Annotated in this window: 19 protein-coding genes; 9 read left to right on the top strand and 10 right to left on the bottom strand. The window is 41.8% G+C overall.

Annotation, left to right across the window (positions count from 1 at the left end):
- Positions 1–641: 641 nt before the first annotated feature.
- The 9 genes from rraB to PSH41_RS09565 form a co-directional block, all read right to left on the bottom strand.
- Positions 642–977, bottom strand: a complete 336-nt coding sequence (gene rraB / locus PSH41_RS09605) for a ribonuclease E inhibitor RraB (RefSeq protein ID WP_004587970.1) — start codon at positions 975–977, stop codon at positions 642–644.
- Positions 977–1,690, bottom strand: a complete 714-nt coding sequence (locus PSH41_RS09600) for a 1-acylglycerol-3-phosphate O-acyltransferase (protein WP_273588908.1) — start codon at positions 1,688–1,690, stop codon at positions 977–979. Before PSH41_RS09600 ends, rraB begins: the two co-directional genes overlap by 1 nt.
- 169 nt (positions 1,691–1,859) lie before the next feature.
- Complete coding sequence (gene parC, locus PSH41_RS09595) at positions 1,860–4,154, bottom strand: DNA topoisomerase IV subunit A (protein WP_248442690.1); 2,295 nt, start codon at positions 4,152–4,154, stop codon at positions 1,860–1,862.
- 10 nt (positions 4,155–4,164) lie between these two features.
- Positions 4,165–5,259 (bottom strand): PQQ-dependent sugar dehydrogenase, encoded by a 1,095-nt coding sequence (locus tag PSH41_RS09590; RefSeq protein WP_004587967.1) that lies wholly within the window; start codon positions 5,257–5,259, stop codon positions 4,165–4,167.
- A 30-nt stretch (positions 5,260–5,289) separates the two neighbouring features.
- Complete coding sequence (parE, locus tag PSH41_RS09585; RefSeq protein ID WP_055254871.1) at positions 5,290–7,179, bottom strand: DNA topoisomerase IV subunit B; 1,890 nt, start codon at positions 7,177–7,179, stop codon at positions 5,290–5,292.
- Positions 7,180–7,205: 26 nt separating this feature from the next.
- Positions 7,206–7,775, bottom strand: coding sequence for a YqiA/YcfP family alpha/beta fold hydrolase (locus tag PSH41_RS09580; protein ID WP_004587965.1), 570 nt, complete (start codon positions 7,773–7,775; stop codon positions 7,206–7,208).
- Positions 7,760–8,545: a metallophosphoesterase gene (locus PSH41_RS09575; RefSeq protein WP_273588907.1), complete on the bottom strand. Its 786-nt coding sequence runs from the start codon at positions 8,543–8,545 to the stop codon at positions 7,760–7,762. Before PSH41_RS09575 ends, PSH41_RS09580 begins: the two co-directional genes overlap by 16 nt.
- On the bottom strand, positions 8,532–8,990 hold the full coding sequence (locus PSH41_RS09570) for a DUF1249 domain-containing protein (protein ID WP_024031550.1): 459 nt from the start codon (positions 8,988–8,990) through the stop codon (positions 8,532–8,534). Before PSH41_RS09570 ends, PSH41_RS09575 begins: the two co-directional genes overlap by 14 nt.
- 26 nt (positions 8,991–9,016) lie before the next feature.
- On the bottom strand, positions 9,017–9,643 hold the full coding sequence (locus PSH41_RS09565) for an NUDIX domain-containing protein (RefSeq protein WP_004587962.1): 627 nt from the start codon (positions 9,641–9,643) through the stop codon (positions 9,017–9,019).
- Positions 9,644–9,793: 150 nt separating this feature from the next.
- Here PSH41_RS09565 and tolC point away from each other — a divergent pair, with 150 nt between their 5' ends.
- The 3 genes from tolC to PSH41_RS09550 all read left to right on the top strand — a co-directional run bounded on the left by tolC (position 9,794) and on the right by PSH41_RS09550 (position 12,787).
- Entirely contained in the window at positions 9,794–11,149 is a 1,356-nt protein-coding gene (gene tolC, locus PSH41_RS09560; RefSeq protein ID WP_248532584.1) for an outer membrane channel protein TolC, read from the top strand.
- A 97-nt stretch (positions 11,150–11,246) separates the two neighbouring features.
- A complete protein-coding gene (gene lpxL / locus PSH41_RS09555) occupies positions 11,247–12,176 on the top strand; it encodes an LpxL/LpxP family Kdo(2)-lipid IV(A) lauroyl/palmitoleoyl acyltransferase (protein ID WP_054983765.1) in 930 nt (309 codons plus the stop codon).
- A 38-nt stretch (positions 12,177–12,214) separates the two neighbouring features.
- Entirely contained in the window at positions 12,215–12,787 is a 573-nt protein-coding gene (locus tag PSH41_RS09550; RefSeq protein WP_024031547.1) for a toxin co-regulated pilus biosynthesis Q family protein, read from the top strand.
- A gap of 381 nt (positions 12,788–13,168) precedes the next feature.
- Here PSH41_RS09550 and glnE read toward each other — a convergent pair whose 3' ends face one another.
- Positions 13,169–16,009: a bifunctional [glutamate--ammonia ligase]-adenylyl-L-tyrosine phosphorylase/[glutamate--ammonia-ligase] adenylyltransferase gene (gene glnE / locus PSH41_RS09545; protein WP_273588906.1), complete on the bottom strand. Its 2,841-nt coding sequence runs from the start codon at positions 16,007–16,009 to the stop codon at positions 13,169–13,171.
- Between the two features lie 78 nt (positions 16,010–16,087).
- On the opposite strand from glnE, the gene PSH41_RS09540 reads away from it, so the two are divergent.
- From PSH41_RS09540 to ruvX, 6 genes are all read left to right on the top strand, one after another.
- Positions 16,088–16,981 (top strand): DUF350 domain-containing protein, encoded by an 894-nt coding sequence (locus PSH41_RS09540; protein WP_024031545.1) that lies wholly within the window; start codon positions 16,088–16,090, stop codon positions 16,979–16,981.
- Between the two features lie 81 nt (positions 16,982–17,062).
- A complete protein-coding gene (locus tag PSH41_RS09535; protein WP_121636996.1) occupies positions 17,063–17,539 on the top strand; it encodes a hypothetical protein in 477 nt (158 codons plus the stop codon).
- A 72-nt stretch (positions 17,540–17,611) separates the two neighbouring features.
- Positions 17,612–18,346, top strand: a complete 735-nt coding sequence (gene rsmE, locus PSH41_RS09530; RefSeq protein WP_024031543.1) for a 16S rRNA (uracil(1498)-N(3))-methyltransferase — start codon at positions 17,612–17,614, stop codon at positions 18,344–18,346.
- 75 nt (positions 18,347–18,421) lie between these two features.
- Entirely contained in the window at positions 18,422–19,372 is a 951-nt protein-coding gene (gshB, locus tag PSH41_RS09525) for a glutathione synthase (RefSeq protein WP_126005926.1), read from the top strand.
- 124 nt (positions 19,373–19,496) lie between these two features.
- Positions 19,497–20,054 (top strand): YqgE/AlgH family protein, encoded by a 558-nt coding sequence (locus PSH41_RS09520; protein WP_004586843.1) that lies wholly within the window; start codon positions 19,497–19,499, stop codon positions 20,052–20,054.
- A 9-nt stretch (positions 20,055–20,063) separates the two neighbouring features.
- Positions 20,064–20,513, top strand: coding sequence for a Holliday junction resolvase RuvX (gene ruvX, locus PSH41_RS09515; protein WP_004586842.1), 450 nt, complete (start codon positions 20,064–20,066; stop codon positions 20,511–20,513).

Raw genomic sequence — 20,513 nt, 5'->3', positions numbered from 1 at the left:
CTACCTAGTTTTGTGTCAGTCACTAAAACTTAGATCACCCTGTGTAAACAGGTTTCTATTTTTGTGTATGAATAGATTTGGCAAGAACACTCGGGTTACAAAAATCAATCTAAAACCCTTAAATTGGCCTTACCAATATTAATGCCATATGGCGAGATAAAGGCTATATTTTTTGTTACCAATATGTCAACAGAGGATGTAATAGCAAATAAGTATTAGTTTTATTAAATATTGCATTTACAACTTGTAAATAGTTATAACTATTCAACAGGTTATATATTAGGGACAGGTTAGCAATAAATAAAAATATTTTTTCAATTTAATGAATAAGTAGTACGTCGAAATAAGCCCTATTACCAATAGAAATATGAACAAGCTTAACTTTTAATGAATAAATTAAGGAGAATTAAGTTTTTTATATGAAAGATAATAATTGGTTATAACAAAAATAAAATTGGTAACACGAAAAGTATTAAATTTTTGCCGTTAAATAAGGCAAAATAAAGGGGGTATTAATGCGCCACTACACTAAAAATGAATTAATATCTGAAAATAGGCTGCGATTTAAAGAGTCATGTTTACTCTGTGCACAAAAAAAGCGAGCATATATAAATGCTCGCCTTTATCAACTAGCTAACGCCTTACTCTTGAAAGTAAGTGCCCCAACCGTCGTATTCAACGTCACACTCAACAGCTAGCGCTGCAAGTTTATCAACGTCTTCCATTATAACTTCAACGTCTAGCTCAGCTTCGACTACAATATCAAAGCTCCAAATTTTGCTGCCATCTTCTAGCTCAAGCTCTGCCGGTTCTTCAACATCGTAGCCTAATTTAAAGGCAGCCAGTGCCGCTTGCTCTAATTTGCTAAAATCTTCGCATACAAAATGATGCTCAACTTCATAAAGTATTTCAGGATCAGAGCCATCTTCAAGTAGTGAACTTACGATGTCTTCACTTATTTCACGCCAGTTTTCCATTATTTATCTCTCGCTTGAGCATCTAATTCAGTTATTTTAGCAGCCATAATACTATGCACTTGGGTGGCCTGTTCACGGGCACTCACTTTTTTATCAAGTGATATAGGCGCTAACATTTCAATGTAAATTGTACCATTATCCCAGCGGTTTAGCTTAATAGTTTTATCAGTTGTGCTCATACATACCGGCACTATGGGTACATCTGCGCTTAAAGCGGTGTGAAATGCACCGGTTTTAAATGGCAGTAAACCTCGGCCATAGCTTCTTGTACCTTCGGGAAATACCCAAATAGATAGGCCTTTTTGTTTAATTTTTTCAGCGGCTTTTGAAATTGTACCTGCCGCTTTTGAGCGATTAGCTCTATCAATCAATATGTTGCCCGACAACCAGTAAAGTTGTCCAAAAAATGGGATCCACTTTAAGCTTTTTTTGCCTAAGCTAACGCAGTTTTTAGGCACCATAGCCGATACAGTAAATAAATCGTAATTGTTTTGATGGTTTGATAGGTAAACCGCAGGGCCAGTATTGAGCGCATCAGGGTGGCGTTTAAGGACAAGTTTAACCCCTAACATTTTAGCCATTGAGCCAAACCAGCCGGCTATCACATGCACATTATTAGGGTGAAACGGTCTCACAATCGACAATAACAACCCAAACACGCAGCTGAAAAATATAAACAGCACCATAATTAAAATACGTATAACAGCTAACAAACTTCTCTCCAAAATGTGTGTGCAATGCGCTATAAGCCGCGCATATTTCACTATTATAACGTGATTTTATGACGATCACGAGACAATAGCGAACAGCTGTAAGCTGAAAAATACAGGATAAACAAAAACGGCCTGCAAAAGCAGGCCGTTAGAGGTTTATATTTCGGGTTTATTCTTCGGCTAATGTGTCATCATTTTGCTCATCTGCCGGCGTAAACTCCACCACTGCTTCATCAACACGCTGTAGGCCTCGCGGTAACTTATTACCTCTACGCCCGCGCTCACCATGATAATGCTCCAGGTCACTCGGTTTAAGCGTTAGCTTTCGTTTACCAGCATGAAGGGTAACGCTACTGCCTTGTGGTACCACCGCAAGCACTTTGACAAACTCTTCACGTGCTTGCACTTTAGCCCCTGGTATAGAGATAATTTTATTGCCTTTACCTTTACCCAGTTTTGGTAAGTCGCGCAGTGGGAACAACAGCATGCGTCCTTCGTTCGAAATGGCCATGCAGTAATCGGTTGCTACATCATTTACTCTGATTGGTGAGAGTAAAATTCCGCCCTTAGGCACGCTCACCAAGGCTTTACCGTTTTTATTTTTACTTACTAGGTCTTTAAAGTCAGTAATAAAACCATAACCCGCGTCAGAGGCCATAAGTAGCACTTGATTATCTTCACCCATTACCACGTGCTCAAAATTAGCCCCTGTGGTGAGGTTAAAGCGCCCAGTCATTGGCTCGCCTTGGCTACGTGCCGATGGCAAGCTGTGTGCATCGGTTGCAAATGCACGCCCTGCTGAGTCTAAAAATACCGCAGGCTGATTACTCTTACCCTTAGCGGAGGCTTTGTATTCATCGCCAGCACGGTAATTAAGCCCTTCTACGTCAATGTCATGGCCTTTACCAACACGTGCCCAGCCTTTATCAGAAAGCACGACTGTTACCGACTCTGAAGGAATTAAATCTTTTTCACTCAGTGCTTTAGCTTCTACGCGCTCAATAACAGGTGAGCGGCGATCGTCGCCATACATGTCGGCCGCTTCTTGAATTTCTTTTTTAAGAAGCGTTGACATACGACGGTCTGAGCCAAGCGTTTGCTCTAACTTGTCACGTTCTTTGGCCAGCTCATCTTGCTCGCCACGTATTTTAAATTCTTCTAGTTTTGCTAAATGACGAAGTTTTAATTCTAAAATGGCTTCGGCTTGAGTATCGGTTAAATCAAAGCGCTCCATCAACACAGGTTTTGGTTTATCTTCTGTGCGAATAATTTCAATTACTTCATCAATATTTAAAAAGGCAGCAAGTAAACCTTCTAAAATATGCAATCGTGCCAGTACTTTATCTAAACGGTGCTGTAAGCGCCTACGTACTGTTTCGCGTCTAAACGTTAGCCACTCAGATAAAATACTGCGTAGGTCTTTTACTTGCGGGCGGCCATCAAGGCCTAGCATGTTTAAGTTTACACGGTAGTTTTTTTCAAGGTCGGTGGTGGCAAATAAGTGCGCCATTAACGGCTCAGCTTTAATGCGGTTTGAACGCGGTACAATCACAATACGGGTTGGATTTTCGTGATCAGACTCATCTCGTAAATCAGCGACCATTGGCAGCTTTTTAGCATTCATTTGCGCCGCGATTTGCTCAAGTACCTTAGCCCCTGAACACTGATGCGGTAGCGCCGTAATAACAATATCGCCATGCTCTTCAGTATACACCGCGCGCATTTTAATTGAGCCTCGGCCGGTTTTGTATATTTTATGAATATCGGCTTTTGGGGTAATTATTTCAGCGTCGGTTGGATAATCAGGTGCGTGTACAAGCTCAAGTAACTCATCAAGCTCGGTTTTAGGCTTATCAAGTAATAAACAACAGGCACTGGCTACTTCACGCACATTATGTGGTGGAATATCGGTTGCCATACCTACTGCAATACCCGTTACGCCATTTAACAAAATATGCGGTAAGCGCGCCGGTAACACTAATGGCTCGTCCATGGTGCCGTCAAAGTTTGGCGTCCAATCAACGGTGCCTTGCCCTAGCTCTTTAAGTAATACCTCAGAGAACTTTGATAAGCGTGCTTCGGTATAACGCATTGCTGCAAACGATTTAGGGTCATCTGCTGCCCCCCAGTTACCTTGCCCATCGACTAATGGGTAACGGTAAGAAAACGGCTGTGCCATTAATACCATAGCCTCGTAACAGGCACTGTCGCCATGCGGGTGGTATTTACCTAATACATCACCTACCGTACGAGCCGATTTTTTATATTTAGCAGCGGCCGATAAACCCAGCTCGCTCATAGCATAAATAATACGACGTTGAACCGGTTTTAAACCATCACCAACATGCGGTAATGCACGGTCCATAATTACGTACATAGAGTAATTTAAGTAGGCGTCTTCAGTAAAACGCCCCATTGTTTGTTGTTCAATTCCTTGCATTAGCAAGGTATCTGTATCACTCATTAAAGCTTACCTAGTTTTTCTTATAGCTTACGCGGTAGATCACGTTTGCGTAATCGTCGCTTATTAGCAGACTGCCGTCATTTAATTGTGCAAATGCAACTGGGCGTCCAAAGGTTGTTTCGTTATGCATAAAGCCGGTAATAAATGGCGTGTATTTAGTAATACGCCCTTGCTCTACATTGGCTACAGCCACTTTATAACCTGATTTTTTAGTACGATTCCACGAGCCATGTTCAGCAACAAATAGCTGCTCTTTGTAAGAGCCCGGGAACTGTTTACCGGTATAAAAATGAATGCCAAGTGGCGCAACGTGAGCTCCTAGCGCAAGCGCTGGCGGGCTGTAGTCGCTAATGTTTTTACCTTTACCAAACTCAGGATCTACAATGGCACCGGCGTGAACATAAGGAAAACCAAAATGCTCGTTTTCTTTACTTACGCGGTTAATTTCATCAGGTGGAATATCATCACCCATCATGTCGCGGCCATTATCACTAAACCATAATGCTTGCGTGCTTGGATGAAAGTCAAACCCCACTGAGTTGCGTACCCCTTGGGCTATTGTTTTAATTTGTTTGGTTTCTACATCAAGTGCAAAAATACGCCCGTAACGCTCATCTTCGGCGCATATATTACACGGAACACCAACCGGAATAATAAGCTCTCCGGTGGGTGCAAAGCGTAAAAACTTCCACCCGTGGTGACGATCCGATGGCAACGCGTTGTAAACCACGTCAAATTTAGGGTCTTTTAACTGCGTGTCTACGTTTTTAAAGCGAATAATACGGTGTACTTCACCTACGTATAAGTCGCCATCTTTAATTGCTAAACCAGAGGGCATGTTTAGCCCCTCAGCAATCACCATTTTTTTATCTGCTACGCCATCACTGTTATGATCGATTAACGCATACACATTTCCTGCTTTGCGCGAACCTGCGTAAACAATGCCTTTTTTTGATACTGCTATTTGGCGTGCATTTTCAACATCATCAGCAAATAAGCTTACCTCAAACCCAGGTGCTACGGTGAGTTTGTCTAGTATGTCTTTTGCCATTGCTGGGGCTGTTGTTAAGCCAAGCAATAATAAACTTCCTAGTATTTTATTCATTTGCCTCTCCAAGTGTTAAACACAAGCCTATTATACCTGTGCTTTATTACCGTGATCTTCTAGCCACTGGCGTCTGTCTGACGAGCGCTTTTTAGCAAGTAGCATATCCATCATTTCTAATGTTTGCTCTTCTTCATCTAGCGTAAGTTGCACTAAGCGGCGAGTATTTGGGTCCATTGTCGTTTCGCGCAGCTGCAGCGGGTTCATTTCGCCCAGCCCTTTAAATCGTTGCACGTTTACTTTACCGCGCTTTTTCTCTGCTTCTATGCGGGCCAAAATACCTGTTTTTTCATCTTCATCGAGGGCGTAATACACCTCTTTACCAATGTCGATTCTAAACAGCGGTGGCATAGCTACGTATACATGTCCTGTTTTAACCAGTTGCGGAAAATGACGCACAAACAAAGCACACAATAAGGTGGCAATGTGTAGTCCATCCGAGTCAGCATCGGCCAATATACAAATTTTATTATAACGCAGGCCGGTTAAATCAGTTGAGTCTGGGTCAATACCCAGCGCCACCGAAATATCATGCACCTCTTGCGAGGCTAATATTTGCCCTGATTCAACTTCCCACGTATTCAAAATTTTACCGCGCAGTGGCATTATTGCCTGAAACTCACGATCGCGTGCCTGCTTAGCCGAGCCACCTGCTGAGTCACCCTCTACCAAAAATAGTTCTGTACGGTCGTTATCGGCTGCACTGCAGTCGGTTAGTTTACCGGGTAACGCAGGGCCTGAGGTAACGCGTTTACGCACTACTTTTTTAGCCGCTCGCAATCGGCGCTGTGCATTTGAAATACACAGTTCAGCAAGCAATTCTGCAGTGTCTGTGTGCTCGTTTAACCATAAGCTAAATGAGTCTTTAACCACACCCGATACAAACGCTGCACATGAGCGAGAAGAAAGCTTTTCTTTAGTTTGACCAGCAAATTGTGGGTCTTGCATTTTTACCGATAACACATAGCTACAGCGCTCCCAAATATCATCTGGGGTAAGCTTTACGCCACGCGGTAATAAGTTTCTAAATTCACAAAATTCGCGCATTGCTTCAAGTAAGCCTTGGCGCAAACCATTTACGTGTGTACCACCTTGTGCGGTAGGAATAAGGTTTACATAGCTCTCAGCAATCGACTCACCGCCCTCAGGTTGCCATACAACAGCCCAATCAGCCCCTTCAATCGAGCTTGAAAACTCGCCTACAAATGGGTCTTTTGGCAGTACTTCAAAGCCTTTAACAGCTTCAATTAAGTAATCCTTTAAGCCTGTTTCGTAAAACCATTCTTGAGTTTCTTTAGTTTGCTTATTAACAAACTTAATGCGCAAGCCTGGGCATAAAACCGCTTTAGCTTTTAATAGGTGGTTTAATTTAGTAATTGAAAAGTTAGCTGAGTCAAAGTAACTCGCGTCGGGCCAAAATCGAACGGTTGTACCAGTGTTGCGCTTACCAACAGTGCCAATGACATTTAAGTCTTCAACTTTATCGCCATTTTCAAAGGCCATTCTAAATTGTTGAGCGTCGCGCCTTACCGTTACTTCAACACGGTGCGATAACGCATTTACAACCGAAATACCTACCCCGTGTAAACCGCCCGAAAACTGATAGTTTTTGTTAGAGAATTTACCACCTGCATGCAGCTTGGTAAAAATCAGCTCCACCCCAGGAATACCTTCCTCAGGGTGAATATCTATAGGCATACCACGGCCATCGTCTATAACTTCAAGAGAGTTATCTTCGTGTAAGATCACATCAATTTTAGTGGCATGGCCCGCCATGGCTTCATCGACACTGTTATCGATAACCTCTTGGCCTAAATGGTTTGGACGTACCGTGTCGGTATACATACCAGGGCGGCGTTTTACCGGCTCTAATCCATTGAGAACCTCAATGGCTTCGGCGTTATAATTTTGCTGACTCATAATTTTTATCTTTATATGCGCTTAGGCTAATTTGTTTTAGGTAATTTAAGAAACTCTACAATACTATCTAAGGTGCGTTCAAAACCAACAAAGCTGTGATCGCCACCAAACTCAACTAACTGTTTGCATTGTGAAAAATAATTTACTGCGTGTTGATAATTTAACACTTCATCTCCCGTTTGCTGCAACAAATAGAGCAATTCGGGGGATGTTAATTTAGGCACATACAATGCTTTTAAAGCATCCATGTGGCTGGTATTTAACTCATAATGATAATCTTGATACGGATTATAATTGTGGCCAATAAGCGGCGCTAATAAGTTAAACGGTGCTACTGCTGGGTTTATTAATGCTGCTCGCAGGTTATAACGCTGCGACAAGTAGGTGGCATAAAACCCACCTAGTGAGCTCCCAAGTAACGCGGTATCTGGCGTTAATAAATGCTCAAGCTGTAAAATAGCTTGTAAGGGCTCGTGATTTAAACGCGGTACGCAATAGTCAACGTCATAGTTTGCCATAAGCTCGCCAAAGCGCACAGCTTTATATGATTTTTCAGAACTATTAAAGCCATGAATATAAATTACGCGTTTAACCATACAACATCCGTTTTAACTGTTAAAGCATTGTCCTGTGTAGTTAAATGCAACATTCGATAAGCGGGGCCGTGGTTTTCTTGCTGCCATTGCGGGCAATTTTTTGTAAATTGCACCGAACTGGCGGGCGTTGCATAAATACTCAGCTCTCTAAAAGTTTGCGTATAGTGATTATGCACATGACCGTGCAGCAACGCCGCTACATTAGCACTATTAACTAACACGTTTAATAATTGCGGGCCGTTTTCAAGCATGTGTTTATCAAGATAGCCATTAATAGCAAGCGGGTTGTGATGACAAAACACCACATGCTGCGATTGCGAACTTGCTAAACAATCCGCGATTTCATTTAAGTGCTCGCTAGACACCCACCCTGCAGGTGTAGGGCCTTTTGAGTTTATAAGTAGCAGCTCAAATCCTTGTGCGATTATGCGTTTAGCTGACACTATTTGCCCACCACTGATGCGATTAAGCATGGCAATCTCATCATGATTGCCTGGTACCCAAAATACTGGGCAGGTCAAATCAGCGTTATTAAGAAGCTCGGCAAATAATAAATAAGAGTCAAAACTATGATCTTGTGTTAAATCACCACCAAATATAACCGCATCTAATGACTGCGTGGCCATGTGCGCTAATGCGTGTGCAAAATGCGCGGCGGTGTTTACGTTAAAGTACTCTGCGTTAGGGTCGGCAAATAAATGGCTATCGGTTATATGCGCAACACGCAGCGATGAGCGGTTAAAGTGATAATGCTCATCAAACCAAGCCATTGTTTATATCCCAGTTTAGTACTGCTCGGCCATGCTCTACACAGGCTACTAACCAGTCATATAAAAATGCATTAAGTTGATACTTTTCATCTTTTTGGTGCATTTTAGGATTTGGATAACCATAAGATGGCTTTATCCGTTGATGGTAATCGTGGTGAATAATTTCAGCCACTTTTGCATCTTGATAAAGCCTTACTGTTAAATACAAAGGAGAAACGCCTTTAACCATCCCTGTTAGCTGTTTGATAGAAATATCCAGTGTGTACTTAGCACTATCGTCAATGATAATGGCAAATTCACTATGACCTAATTTAACTTTACGCACACTATTAGCGCTGCGCTCTTTAGGTAATAGTTTTGAAAGACGTACGTAATTATGCTCGCAAAGCGTCATGTACTTTGGGAGGCTCTGAATATATCGTTGGGTTGCTAAAAGTGCTGTCAAAGTACCGCCGTATTAAAAAGTTAAAATTATGTCCACTTACTGCTTATTTTTTCACGATTTAACGCCAACCACTGTAAACAGATTACCGTTGCCGCGTTATCTATTTCACCGTTATTGAGGCGCGAAAGCGCATCATCAAGGCTTAAAATATGGGTTTTAATGTCTTCACCTTCGCTTTCAAGGCCATATACACCACTTTGTACTTGGCTTAAATCTGCCCGTGCTAAGTATAAATGTAAGCGCTCAGTGGTACCGCCCGGACTTGAAAGGTAAGAGAGCATAAATTCAAGGTCAGTAAGCTCAAGCCCAGCCTCTTCATAGGCTTCTTTTTTTACCACCCCTTCGTAATCGGTACTGCCATCGGTCATACCGGCAATACATTCTAGCAGCCAGGGCGAGTGTTTGCTGTTAATAGCGCCAATACGTATTTGCTCTATTAAAAGTACACTTTGCGTAGTTACATCATAAGGTAGAACAGCGATTGCATCGCCCCGCTCTAGTATTTCGCGCTTTATAAGTTGCGATGTACCACCATTAAACAGGCTATGCTCAAACTCATACATATCCACCTTAAAAAAGCCATTATACAGACTTTTAACTGCTTTTAAGCTCACATCTTTATGTGTAAATTGAACCAAGCTTTTATCTGCCATATTATACATCCCGCTTATTTAAACGATTAAAGTTTGTTAATATATTCTGTTACATTTGAACATACAGTTTTACTAATTTCTTTTTTAGTTATTAAGCAAAACACGTTACCATGCTTTTAGTACAAAATTTGTCTAAGGACTGAACCTAACATGAAAAAGAACATCCTTGCAGCGCTCGTTAGTTTGTCGTGCGCATTAGGCACAACCACAGCAAGTGCTGAAGATTTAATGCAAGTTTTTGAAATTGCTACTGCTAACGATCCCACCGTTTTAAAAGCAAAAGCCCAAGCAGATGCGCAATCTTACGAGAGCGATTTAGCAATGAGTGCATTACTGCCGCAAATTGGCGTAAGCATGGGCTATGAAAAAAGCGATTCTACCTCTTTTCAAAGCGTCGGTAATTTAGCTGACCAAGTTAAAATAAACAGCGATACCGACCAATTCACGCGTGGTGTTAGTTTAAGCCAAACCTTATTCGACTTAGGCGCATGGAATACACTCGATATTGCCGAAAAACAAGCGCTGCAAGCCAATGCGCAATACGATAACGCAAAACAAAACTTAATTGTGCGCGTTGCTGAAGGCTATTTCAACGTATTAAGCGCCATTGATAACCTTGAATTTGTGCAAGCCGAAAAGCGTGCCATTGAACGCCAGTTAGAGCAAACAAAACAGCGCTACGCAGTTGGCCTTACAGCGATTACAGATGTTCACGAAGCGCAAGCACAATACGATAACTCAGTAGCACAAGAAATTATTGCCAGTAATGCCGTTGAAACCGCACGCGAGCAACTGCGTGAAATAACCGGTAAGTACCACGCAAAACTTGATTTTTTAAACACCGAAACATTTTCAACAGTAAAACCGGTTAAAAAATCGACTGACTTTGTAAAAGTAGCTGAGAACAATAATATCAGCTTACAAGTGGCTAAAGTCACGGTTGATATTGCTAAAGATCAGATCACGCTTGCTAAAGCTGGCCACTACCCAAAGCTAACACTTGATGCCAGCTACGGTGATTCTTTAACTGACCAAAATATAAATGGTTTAAGCTTTAACGACCAACCACGTGCCGACTCAACATCGGTTGCCGTTAATTTAAGTGTTCCTCTGTACACAGGCGGCGCAACCGTAGCTGCAACTAAACAAGCCCGTGCGTTTTATGTTTCAGCCAGCCAAGATTACGAAACAAATTACCGCGCCGTAACGCGTACCGTTATTACCTCATACAACCAGGTTGTATCAGACATCGCGACTTACAAAGCTCTAGAGCAAGCTGTGGTATCAGCCCAAAGTGCGCTTAAAGCAACAGAAGCTGGTTTTGAAGTAGGCACGCGTACTATTGTTGATGTGCTTGTAAGCACGCAAAACTTGTATGATGCAAAACGTAACCTAGCTGATGTACGCTATCGTTACGTGTTATCTACGCTTCGCTTAAAGCAAGCTGCAGGTACACTAACAAGTGCCGATTTACTGGGTATTAACCAAGGCTTAAAAAAAGCCTAATAAGTTAAAAAGTAACGTTTAAAGCCAGCCATTGCTGGCTTTTTGTATTTTATAACACTAAGCGTTAAACTAGCGTTTTTATTTTAGAGAGTATTTTGTGGTCACCTCATCTCCTTTTAAAGCCTCGTTTTTAGGCCCTCGTTATTGGCTAACTTGGATTGGCGTTTTCTTTTTGTATTTGATTTCGTGGTTGCCACAAAAAATTCAGCTTAGCTTAGGTAAGTTATTAGGGCGCTTAGTACATAAATTTATGAAACGTCGTCGCCATATTGCCGAGGTTAATATAAAGCTGTGTTTTCCTGATATGAGCGAAGCCGAGCAACAACAGCTTGTGCTAAAAAACATGGAAAACACCGGTATTGCCATGGTTGAAACTGGCATGGCTTGGTGGTGGCCGCAGTGGCGCGTTAAAAAAGCGTATGGCTCTATTAAAGGATTAGAGCACTTTGAGCGCGTGCAGGCTCAGGGTAAAGGCGTATTGCTATTGGTGCCGCATATTTTGCATTTAGAAATGGCGAGTCGTGTTATGGGCACCAAATGCCAAGGGCTGGGATTTTACCGCCCACACAACAATGCACTCATGGAATACTTTACAACCAATGGCCGCCTTCGTTCTAACGAGTATTTAATTGGACGAAAAGACGTAAAAGGCTTGTTAAAGTCACTAAAAAATAAAAAGGTGTGTTATTACCTACCCGACCAAGACTACGGCCGTAACCGCTGTGAATTTGTGCCTTTTTACGCAGTGCCAGATACAGCCACAACCACAGGTACATTACTTTTTGCAGCAAGTAAACACTGCGAAACCATGAGCCTAATTAGTCGTCGTGATGAGCACGGTAAATACCATTTAGAAATTGTACCTGAGCTAGAAAATTTCCCAAGCGGCGATGATAAAGCAGATGTAACACGTGTAAATCAGCGCGTTGAGCAATCAATTAACGCTGCGCCTGAGCAATACATGTGGCTGCACCGCCGTTTTAAAACACGCCCTGATAAAAATACCCCTTCTTTTTATAAAAAGTAGTGGTATAAATAAATAATGATAATAAATGAGCATGAGTTATGTGGTTTTGGGTTAAGCATTTAATACTAGCAGTTGCATTAATCTTACTAGCTACCTATGTGTTAGTTGGTACGGGTCCATTGTTTGACATAAAAGAGAGTAAAAACGCAGCCGCCGAGGGGCTTTCACGCTTTTATTCGTCTATCCGTAACCAAGTTAAATCCGATAGGGAGCGCGATAAGTTTGTACTACAACTTAAAAAGCCAGAGCAAACACTTGATCGTGTTTTAGCAGAGCGCGGCAGAGCCGTTGACCCTATGCCTGCTAGCTGGACAGGAACAAGTGCACCAAGACGCTTTGAAAACGGCTCAACGTTAAAAGACGTACTTAACCAATACGCTAAAAGCGAAGGTATTCAATTATATTGGTATTTGAGTAAAGACTACGTTGTAAAAGATCATTTTAGGGTTGATAGCAGTTTTACCTCAGCGCTTTATCAAGTTGGCCGCGCAATTAATGATGACTTTGAATACGAAGTGTATACCTACCTTTGCCACAAACAGCGCGCAGCGGTGATCACTGAGCTGCCCTCTGAATTTGTGCGCAGCAATTGTTTAAAGCTTAATACTTAGCAGCGTAAATAAACCAAACCATACATAATAAAAACCCAAGCCTGTGCTTGGGTTTTTAGTGTTTATGTTTCGAGGGCGTGTTGAACTTTGATGGTTGAATTTACAGCAGCATGTTTGGTTTTTAGGCAAGACAGAGCCTATGAAGTGTGGTTATTCCACATAAATAGGCGATAACGCAGCATAAATGCCAAACATGCGCTGCCCTTCGGGTTCTGCCTAGGGGCGATAAACTCTTTGTTGCCTACATGGATGTAGGTAAGGGGCGTGAGCAGGACGCGGAAGCTTTGCTCGGTTTTTACTTATTCTTACAGGGATGTAAGTCATTAGAATAACGCAGGAGCAGTTATCGAGCCCACTAGGTTACACACCTCGCGCCGCGATTTAATCGTCCCTAGATTGAACAAATTTCAATCCGCAAAGATCAGCACGCCCTAGTTCAAATATTGTATTCCAGCATGCCGTTACACTTTCTATATCGGTTTGATACTCCTTGCGCGACACCAAACGACCTTGCTGATTTAGGCTTAAAACGTGGTAACGTGAGCGATAATCAATATACGCCTGGATTAACTGCTGCTTTTGGGTTTTAGTGATACAACCAATCGCGGAAGCGTCTGTGAGTATTCTTACATTATCGGAAAACACCGTTAGCTGGCTAAACTGATTTGCGTTTTTGAGCACTAGGTATTGAGTTATAAATTCAATGTCGGTCATGGCGCCTACATCTTGTTTTAAATCAAATTGCTCAGAGTTTCCCTTAGCTAAGTGCGTGCGCATTTTTTCGCGCATTTTAAGCACATCCTGTTTGAGTGTATCTACATCCCGTGGGGCACATAATATCTCTTTACGAATTTGTGCAAAGCGCGCTCTTAGCTCATCTTGGCCTAATATCACGCGGGCGCGCACAAGCGCTTGGTGCTCCCAAGTCCATGCTTGGGTTTGCTGATAATGATTAAAGCTCTCTAAGTTAATAGCCAATAAACCAGAGGCGCCTTCAGGGCGCAGGCGTGTATCAAGCTCATACAATATGCCCGAGGCGGTACGGGTATTAAATAAGTGCATTAAGCGCTGTGCAAGTTTTAAATAAAACTGTCGTGAGGTAATCGATTTATCGCCATTGGTGCTGCTATTACCGTCGTGATTATGCACAAACACAAGATCTAAGTCGGAGTCGTAGCCTACTTCAAAGCCGCCCGTTTTACCGTACGCAATAACGGCAAAGCCTTTGTGCTCATCATCTGTATTTGGTGGCATGCCAAAGCGCTTAACCGTGTTATACCACGCTATATTAACGGCTTGGTCTACCACAGCCTCGGCAAGAGCCGTTAAGTGATCGCTTACTTTCATAACATCAATCACACCAGTTGCATCGGCAGCCGCAATACGTAATTGATGTGTTTGCTTAAACTGCCTAAGCGCTTCCATTTGTAGCTCTAGGTCGTCGTGTTCTATACGCAAAAAATATTGTCGTATTTCATCTTTATAGGCGCTCAACGGCGTAGGTTTGTAAAGCGCAGCAGGGTCTATTAGCTCATCAAGCAAAATAGGATAACGGGAAATATGCTCCCCTATCCATTTACTATGACAACATAATAAAACAAGCTGCTTTAGCGCACCTTGGTTTTCGTACAGTAATTCAAGGTAAGCGGTACGCGATACAATTTTATTTAAAATTTGGCATACCAAGGTAAATGTTTCACCACTGGCATTAAAGTCACTGAGCTGTTTAAGCAATAAAGGCATTAGTTTGTCGAGAATATCTCGCCCACGATTCCCTATATTTACCTTACTCAAACGTTGTTTAAAATCATGAAGTGGCACTTGCCATTGCTCTTTTATATCGTTTAAAAAGCTAACATCACCATGATCCCAAGCACTTATAAACGCACCTTCGCAGGTATCAAGGGGAACAGTTTCCTCCCCTATCACCAATAAAAATTCATCGTGAATTTTGGCCATAACCTGCTCAATCTCGCTCATGGTATGGTCAAAGCTTTCAGACTCGAGTAAGTAATTTAAGCGCTCTTGATTAAGCTCATCATCGGGCAAGGTTTGTGTTTGTTGATCGTCAAAAATTTGCAAATATTGCTCTACTTTACGTAAGTGTAAGTAGTTGCGCTTTAGCTCATTCGCTTCTTGCTCATCCATCGCTTGGTTTAACGTTAACTGCTCTAAGGCGTACAGTAACGATTGGGTTTGTAAGTTAGCTTCTCGCCCACCACGCACCATTTGCAAAGCTTGTACAATAAATTCAACCTCGCGAATGCCACCAGCACCTAGCTTTATATTGTTGGTCAGGCGTTTTCGGCGAACCTCTTGGGCTATCATAAGCTTCATTTTTCTGAGCGATTCAATCACCGAAAAATCAATATATCGACGATAAACAAAGGGTTTTAAAAGCTGTATAAACTCATCCCAATATTGATTGGGTGTGCCAATTAGCCGCCCTTTTAGCATGGCGTAACGTTCCCAATCGCGCCCTTGCTCTTGGTAGTAATCTTCTATGGCGTGAAAGCTCATCACTAAAGGCCCACTTTCACCAAATGGGCGCAAGCGCATATCAACCCTAAATACTTGGCCATCACCGGTTACTTGATTAAGTGCATTAATCAGTTTTTGTGCTACTTTGGTGTAAAACACTTGGGCTTCAATACGTTTACGCCCACCTTGGGTCGGTACATTGCGCGGATAGGCAAAAATTAAATCTATATCTGATGAATAATTAAGCTCGTGGCCGCCCAATTTACCCATGCCTAAAACCATTAAAGGCAAAGAGTTACCTTGCTCATCTAATGGCTCCCCTGCTGTTTTTGCTGTTTGCGCATGGGCCCATCTATTTGCACTATTAATAAGCATATCAGCTAATAGGCTTATGTATTTAATGCTGTCACTGATTGGGTTATCGCAGCACAAATCGAGGTACGCTACTTTTAACCAGTATTTTTCTCGGTACTGTCTTAAAATCTTATTGCACTGGTTTTCATCTACCTGCTGCAAGTCAAGACCGTCGAATGGCGCGGGCACGTCTCGGCTAAATTGCTCATCGGGGTTTACTAACCAGTCTTTTAATTGAGGTTGCGACTCTAAACTACGAAAAGCAAAGTCGCTCAAAGCACATAATTTTACAACTTCTTCTTGTATAGGTTGCTGCGGATACAGCTGTGCAAAGCGTGTTGAGCCAAGTTTTTGTAATTGAATAGGAAGTTGCATTTTGTTACTCATCAATCCTCTCTTTTATATATGCGCTAACCATACTAGAATAACTAAAACCAAGAAAGGTTATCTCTACTTAGGATCAGCATGTCATATTTATCATTATCTAACACTAGTTTAGTTGCGATTGCCATTAGTTTTGCGGTTATATGCATTACTATTTTTAGTCTTAGAATTGTTGCTCAAATAAAAGCAAAACAGGCACTTAAAGACGAACTAGCGCAGCATGATAATTTTGCAATGGGGATTAGTTTCGCCTCAGAAATTACCGTGGTTATTGCCACTATGGCGTTTTTATTTGATGAAATAAGTATGAGTACGGCACAACATAATCCATTAAAAGTGGTTATTTTAATTGTTCTATTATTTACATTTATAAAAGCCGGACATTTAATTCATAGAAAGTGGATATTACATAGATTTAATGAAGAAGCTGCTATATTAAAGCAAAATGTATGCGCTGCATTGGTTGATTCTGGTATGTTATTAGCCAACTGCATTATTGCACTTGGCTTGTATACCTGGACTCATGCACAAGGGTTTAGTAACTTACTTATTGCTTTTGTTAGCTTTTTTACGCTACAAGGGATGTTTGCGCTAGATAGCAAAATCCGTGAATACCGCTTCGCTAAAGCAAACCAAGGTGCCTCACTGCAAAGTAACTTTAACCTTGAAAACACCTCTATTGGCATTAGATATGCAGGAAAATCAATAGGTTTAGCCCTAGCCGTGTATGCAGGATTATCTAGTGCGGCCTTTCAAAATGGAAAAATGGTCGAAAATATATTTACACTGGTAATGCATTGCGGTGTAATGTGGGTGTTATTATATTGTTTAAGTTTTGTAATAAAAGCAATTTCATTACCCAATATTGATGCCGCTTTAGAGGTCGACCATCAGGACAATATAGGCATAGCATGCATTGAGTTTGCTGTTTTTTGTGCTATAGGCTATTTACTTATTAGCATGTTTTCACTTTAACGCCACGCTATTAAATAAGTCGCCAAGCGCCCCGTATTTAGTTAACTGGCATAACACATTTGCATAAAGCAACGGGGCCCTATGTCATTTGAAGTAACTAACTATTTGTTAATTGATATAGATAACGAATTTAGTCGTACTTTTGCCGAGTATTATTTTAAGCACGCGGCACCCGATACACCCAGCACCTTAATAGTTGCAGGCAGTAACACCCGTAAGCTGGTAAAAATGATGTTTGACGAACTCATTAAAGACTATTGCTATTGCGACCTAGAAAACGAAATTAGCGTATCTGAACTGGCCACTTACCTGCACGAGCACCACGATATTCAGGGCGTATTATTTAATAACACCGACTATCTACTTGCCGACGACAAACAACGTTTTATATATAACTCCCTGCATGAAAAACGCTACGTAGTTAGCTTTGACGACAACGGCTATACATTTAATCGTATTACTGACGAAGGCTTTAAAAATCACTTATCGTGCGATACCGATATTGCCGAAACACCTAAAGATTTAATCGCACTTGCCAAGGCACTTAAACAAAAATAAATAATTGCGTACAACGCCCTGCTTACTTACCATAGCGCTATACACCTTTACGCTATAAAATAAGTGACCCCCATGCGAGTACCTCATATTTATCAGGCATCGAGTATTGCCTTAAACACCCCGGTTTCTTTAAACGACGATGCAGCGGGCCATATTGGCCGCGTATTGCGCATGAAAGTAGGCGAACATGTGTCTATTTTTAATGGCGAAGGCGGTGAATACTTCAGTGAAATTATTGAGGTAACTAAAAAATCAGTTGTTGTTATGCCACAACGTTTTGATGAGCATGATGTCGAATCGCCGCTTAAAATTCATTTAGGGCAATGCGTATCACGTGGCGACAAAATGGACTTTACCATCCAAAAATCTGTTGAGCTTGGTATTAGCGAAATCACCCCTATTTTTAGTCAGCGCTGTGGCGTTAAACTCAGTGGCGACCGATTAGAAAAAAAACACCAACAATGGCAAAAAATTGCAATTTCAGCCGCCGAACAGTCGGGGCGTAACTTTGTGCCAGTTGTTCACACACCGGTTGATTTAAAGCAATGGCTTGAACAACAAACAGACGCCATTAAGCTCACTTTGCACCCTCGTGCCGAGCACAGCATTAAAACAATAACCGTTCCAAGCGCCGGTGTACGCTTTTTAGTAGGCCCTGAAGGCGGCTTTACCGATGAAGAAATGCTGCAAACTAAAGATCAGCACTTTGTTGATATTCGCTTAGGGCCGCGCGTTTTACGAACAGAAACGGCCGCTTTAACGGTCTTAAGTGCATTACAATTACAATTTGGCGATTTAGCTAATTGAAATAGCTCAATGGCACCCTCATATTAAAACTATTAGCACTCTAGTAGTCATTATAATTAGATTAAGGCACAGCGCATGGCGATAAAGTTAGGTATTATTTCTGATCCTATTAGTGGATTTAACATCAAAAAAGACACCGGTTTTGCAATGATGATGCAAGCGCAAAAACGTGGCTACGAAATTTACTACATGGAGATGGATGACTTATCACTTCGCCAAGGTAAATCGTATGCGACCGCAGCAAAAGCGCAGGTATTTAACAACACCGAAAAGTGGTACGAACTTGAAGAAAAAGCCACAATCGCGCTTGCAGACCTAGACGTTATTTTAATGCGAAAAGATCCACCGTTCGATACGGAGTACATCTACGCAACTTATATATTAGAGCGTGCAGAGCAAGAAGGTACGTTAATTATTAATAAACCACAAAGCCTGCGCGATGCTAACGAAAAGCTATTTACAGCGTGGTTTAGCGAGCATACGCCAGATACGCTAGTAACACGCAGCCAAGCTCAAATACGCGCGTTTTTAGCTGAGCATAAAGACATTATTTTAAAACCACTCGATGGCATGGGCGGCGCATCTATTTTTCGTATTAAAGAAGATGATGCAAACATTGGCGTTATTTGCGAAACCTTAACTGAGCATGGTAGTCGCTTTGCCATGGTGCAAAATTACATTCCAGAGATCAAACAAGGTGATAAGCGCGTATTGGTTGTTGATGGTGAAGTTATTCCGTATTGTTTAGCGCGTATTCCACAAAATGGTGAAACCCGCGGTAACTTAGCTGCGGGCGGCCGTGGTGAAGCCCGCCCACTTAGCGAGTCAGACCTTAAAATAGCTCAAGCAGTTGCCCCTACGCTTAAAGAAAAAGGGTTAGTGTTTGTAGGGTTAGATATTATTGGCGACAAGCTCACCGAAATTAACGTAACAGCACCAACCTGCGTACGTGAAATTGAAGCCGCTTACGATATATCTATTACCGGTATTTTGTTTGACGCAATTGAGCGTAAGCTCGCTAAATAAACACCATTTAAAAGTCCATTAATTTAAGTATTTCATACAATTAATGGACTTTTTATACGCTACGTATATATCTATGCCATACTCAAAGTTCAATAAGTATTCATAAACTAAAAGGGTGAAATCTATGCAATCATTAGAAAATCATTTTTTAATCGCTATGCCGTCGATGCAAGACCCTTTTTTTAAACGTGCCGTTACCTATATTTGTGAGCACAATGAAGATGGGGCTATGGGATTGGTGATCAACCAGCCTATTGATGTGACCGTTGGTGAGCTTTTAGATAAAATAGAAATAGACAACGACAAAACCCAACAAGCCGCGCAAGTCTCTGTGTTTGCAGGTGGTCCGGTTAAAACCGACCGAGGTTTTGTACTTCATTCACCTCAGCCAGGCTACTCTGCAAGCCAAAAGCTTAGCAGTGATATAATGATCACCACATCAAAAGACGTACTTGCCAACCTAACCACCGCCCATGCACCTGAGCAATTTATTATTACGCTTGGTTATTCGGGATGGGAGCAAGGACAACTTGAGAAAGAGCTTTTAGATAACAGTTGGTTGATCATTAAAGCCGATCCGAAGATCATTTTTGATACACCGGTAGAAAAACGCTGGGAAAAAGCAGTTTCGATGCTGGGCTTTGATGTTAGCCAACTTTGCAGCGAAGCTGGACACGCTTAAAGAACGATAATGACGAAAAAAAACCTTAAGCCGCAAGGCCAGCGCACCGTAATGGGCTTTGACTTTGGCACCAAAAGCATTGGTATTGCCATAGGACAAGAACTAACAGGCAGTGCGTCTAGCCTAAAAGCGGTAAAAGCCCAAGATGGTATTCCTAATTGGGATCATATTGCGGTTCAAGTTAAAGAGTGGCAACCCGACTTAATGGTCGTCGGGTTACCCCTTAATATGGATGGTACTTCGCAAGAGGTAACCTTTAAGGCTAAAAAGTTTGCTAACCGCTTGCACAATCATTACGGCATACCGGTGCAAACACAAGATGAGCGACTCACAACCGCCGATGCAAAAGCGCGTTTATTTGAGCACGGTGGCTATAAAAATTTAGGGAAAGGAAATGTCGATAATATGTCGGCAGTGATTATTTTAGAGAGTTTTTTTGAAGCCAGTTATGGTGAATAA

This window comes from Pseudoalteromonas sp. CST2, from assembly GCF_028599385.1.
Lineage (GTDB): Bacteria > Pseudomonadota > Gammaproteobacteria > Enterobacterales > Alteromonadaceae > Pseudoalteromonas > Pseudoalteromonas atlantica.
Note: the sequence above shows the minus strand (reverse complement) of the source record. Positions and strands in the feature narration are given on the sequence as shown.

Excerpts from the sequence above, each read along its gene's own strand:
- PSH41_RS09550 (WP_024031547.1), top strand. The coding sequence starts at position 12,215 with ATGTGGTTTTGGGTTAAGCATTTAATACTAGCAGTTGCATTAATCTTA.
- gshB (WP_126005926.1), top strand. The coding sequence starts at position 18,422 with ATGGCGATAAAGTTAGGTATTATTTCTGATCCTATTAGTGGATTTAAC.
- PSH41_RS09580 (WP_004587965.1), bottom strand. The coding sequence starts at position 7,775 with ATGGTTAAACGCGTAATTTATATTCATGGCTTTAATAGTTCTGAAAAA.
- parE (WP_055254871.1), bottom strand. The coding sequence starts at position 7,179 with ATGAGTCAGCAAAATTATAACGCCGAAGCCATTGAGGTTCTCAATGGA.
- ruvX (WP_004586842.1), top strand. The coding sequence starts at position 20,064 with ATGACGAAAAAAAACCTTAAGCCGCAAGGCCAGCGCACCGTAATGGGC.
- rsmE (WP_024031543.1), top strand. The coding sequence starts at position 17,612 with ATGCGAGTACCTCATATTTATCAGGCATCGAGTATTGCCTTAAACACC.
- tolC (WP_248532584.1), top strand. The coding sequence starts at position 9,794 with ATGAAAAAGAACATCCTTGCAGCGCTCGTTAGTTTGTCGTGCGCATTA.
- PSH41_RS09540 (WP_024031545.1), top strand. The coding sequence starts at position 16,088 with ATGTCATATTTATCATTATCTAACACTAGTTTAGTTGCGATTGCCATT.
- parC (WP_248442690.1), bottom strand. The coding sequence starts at position 4,154 with ATGAGTGATACAGATACCTTGCTAATGCAAGGAATTGAACAACAAACA.
- glnE (WP_273588906.1), bottom strand. The coding sequence starts at position 16,009 with ATGAGTAACAAAATGCAACTTCCTATTCAATTACAAAAACTTGGCTCA.
- PSH41_RS09565 (WP_004587962.1), bottom strand. The coding sequence starts at position 9,643 with ATGGCAGATAAAAGCTTGGTTCAATTTACACATAAAGATGTGAGCTTA.
- PSH41_RS09590 (WP_004587967.1), bottom strand. The coding sequence starts at position 5,259 with ATGAATAAAATACTAGGAAGTTTATTATTGCTTGGCTTAACAACAGCC.
- PSH41_RS09520 (WP_004586843.1), top strand. The coding sequence starts at position 19,497 with ATGCAATCATTAGAAAATCATTTTTTAATCGCTATGCCGTCGATGCAA.
- PSH41_RS09575 (WP_273588907.1), bottom strand. The coding sequence starts at position 8,545 with ATGGCTTGGTTTGATGAGCATTATCACTTTAACCGCTCATCGCTGCGT.
- PSH41_RS09535 (WP_121636996.1), top strand. The coding sequence starts at position 17,063 with ATGTCATTTGAAGTAACTAACTATTTGTTAATTGATATAGATAACGAA.
- rraB (WP_004587970.1), bottom strand. The coding sequence starts at position 977 with ATGGAAAACTGGCGTGAAATAAGTGAAGACATCGTAAGTTCACTACTT.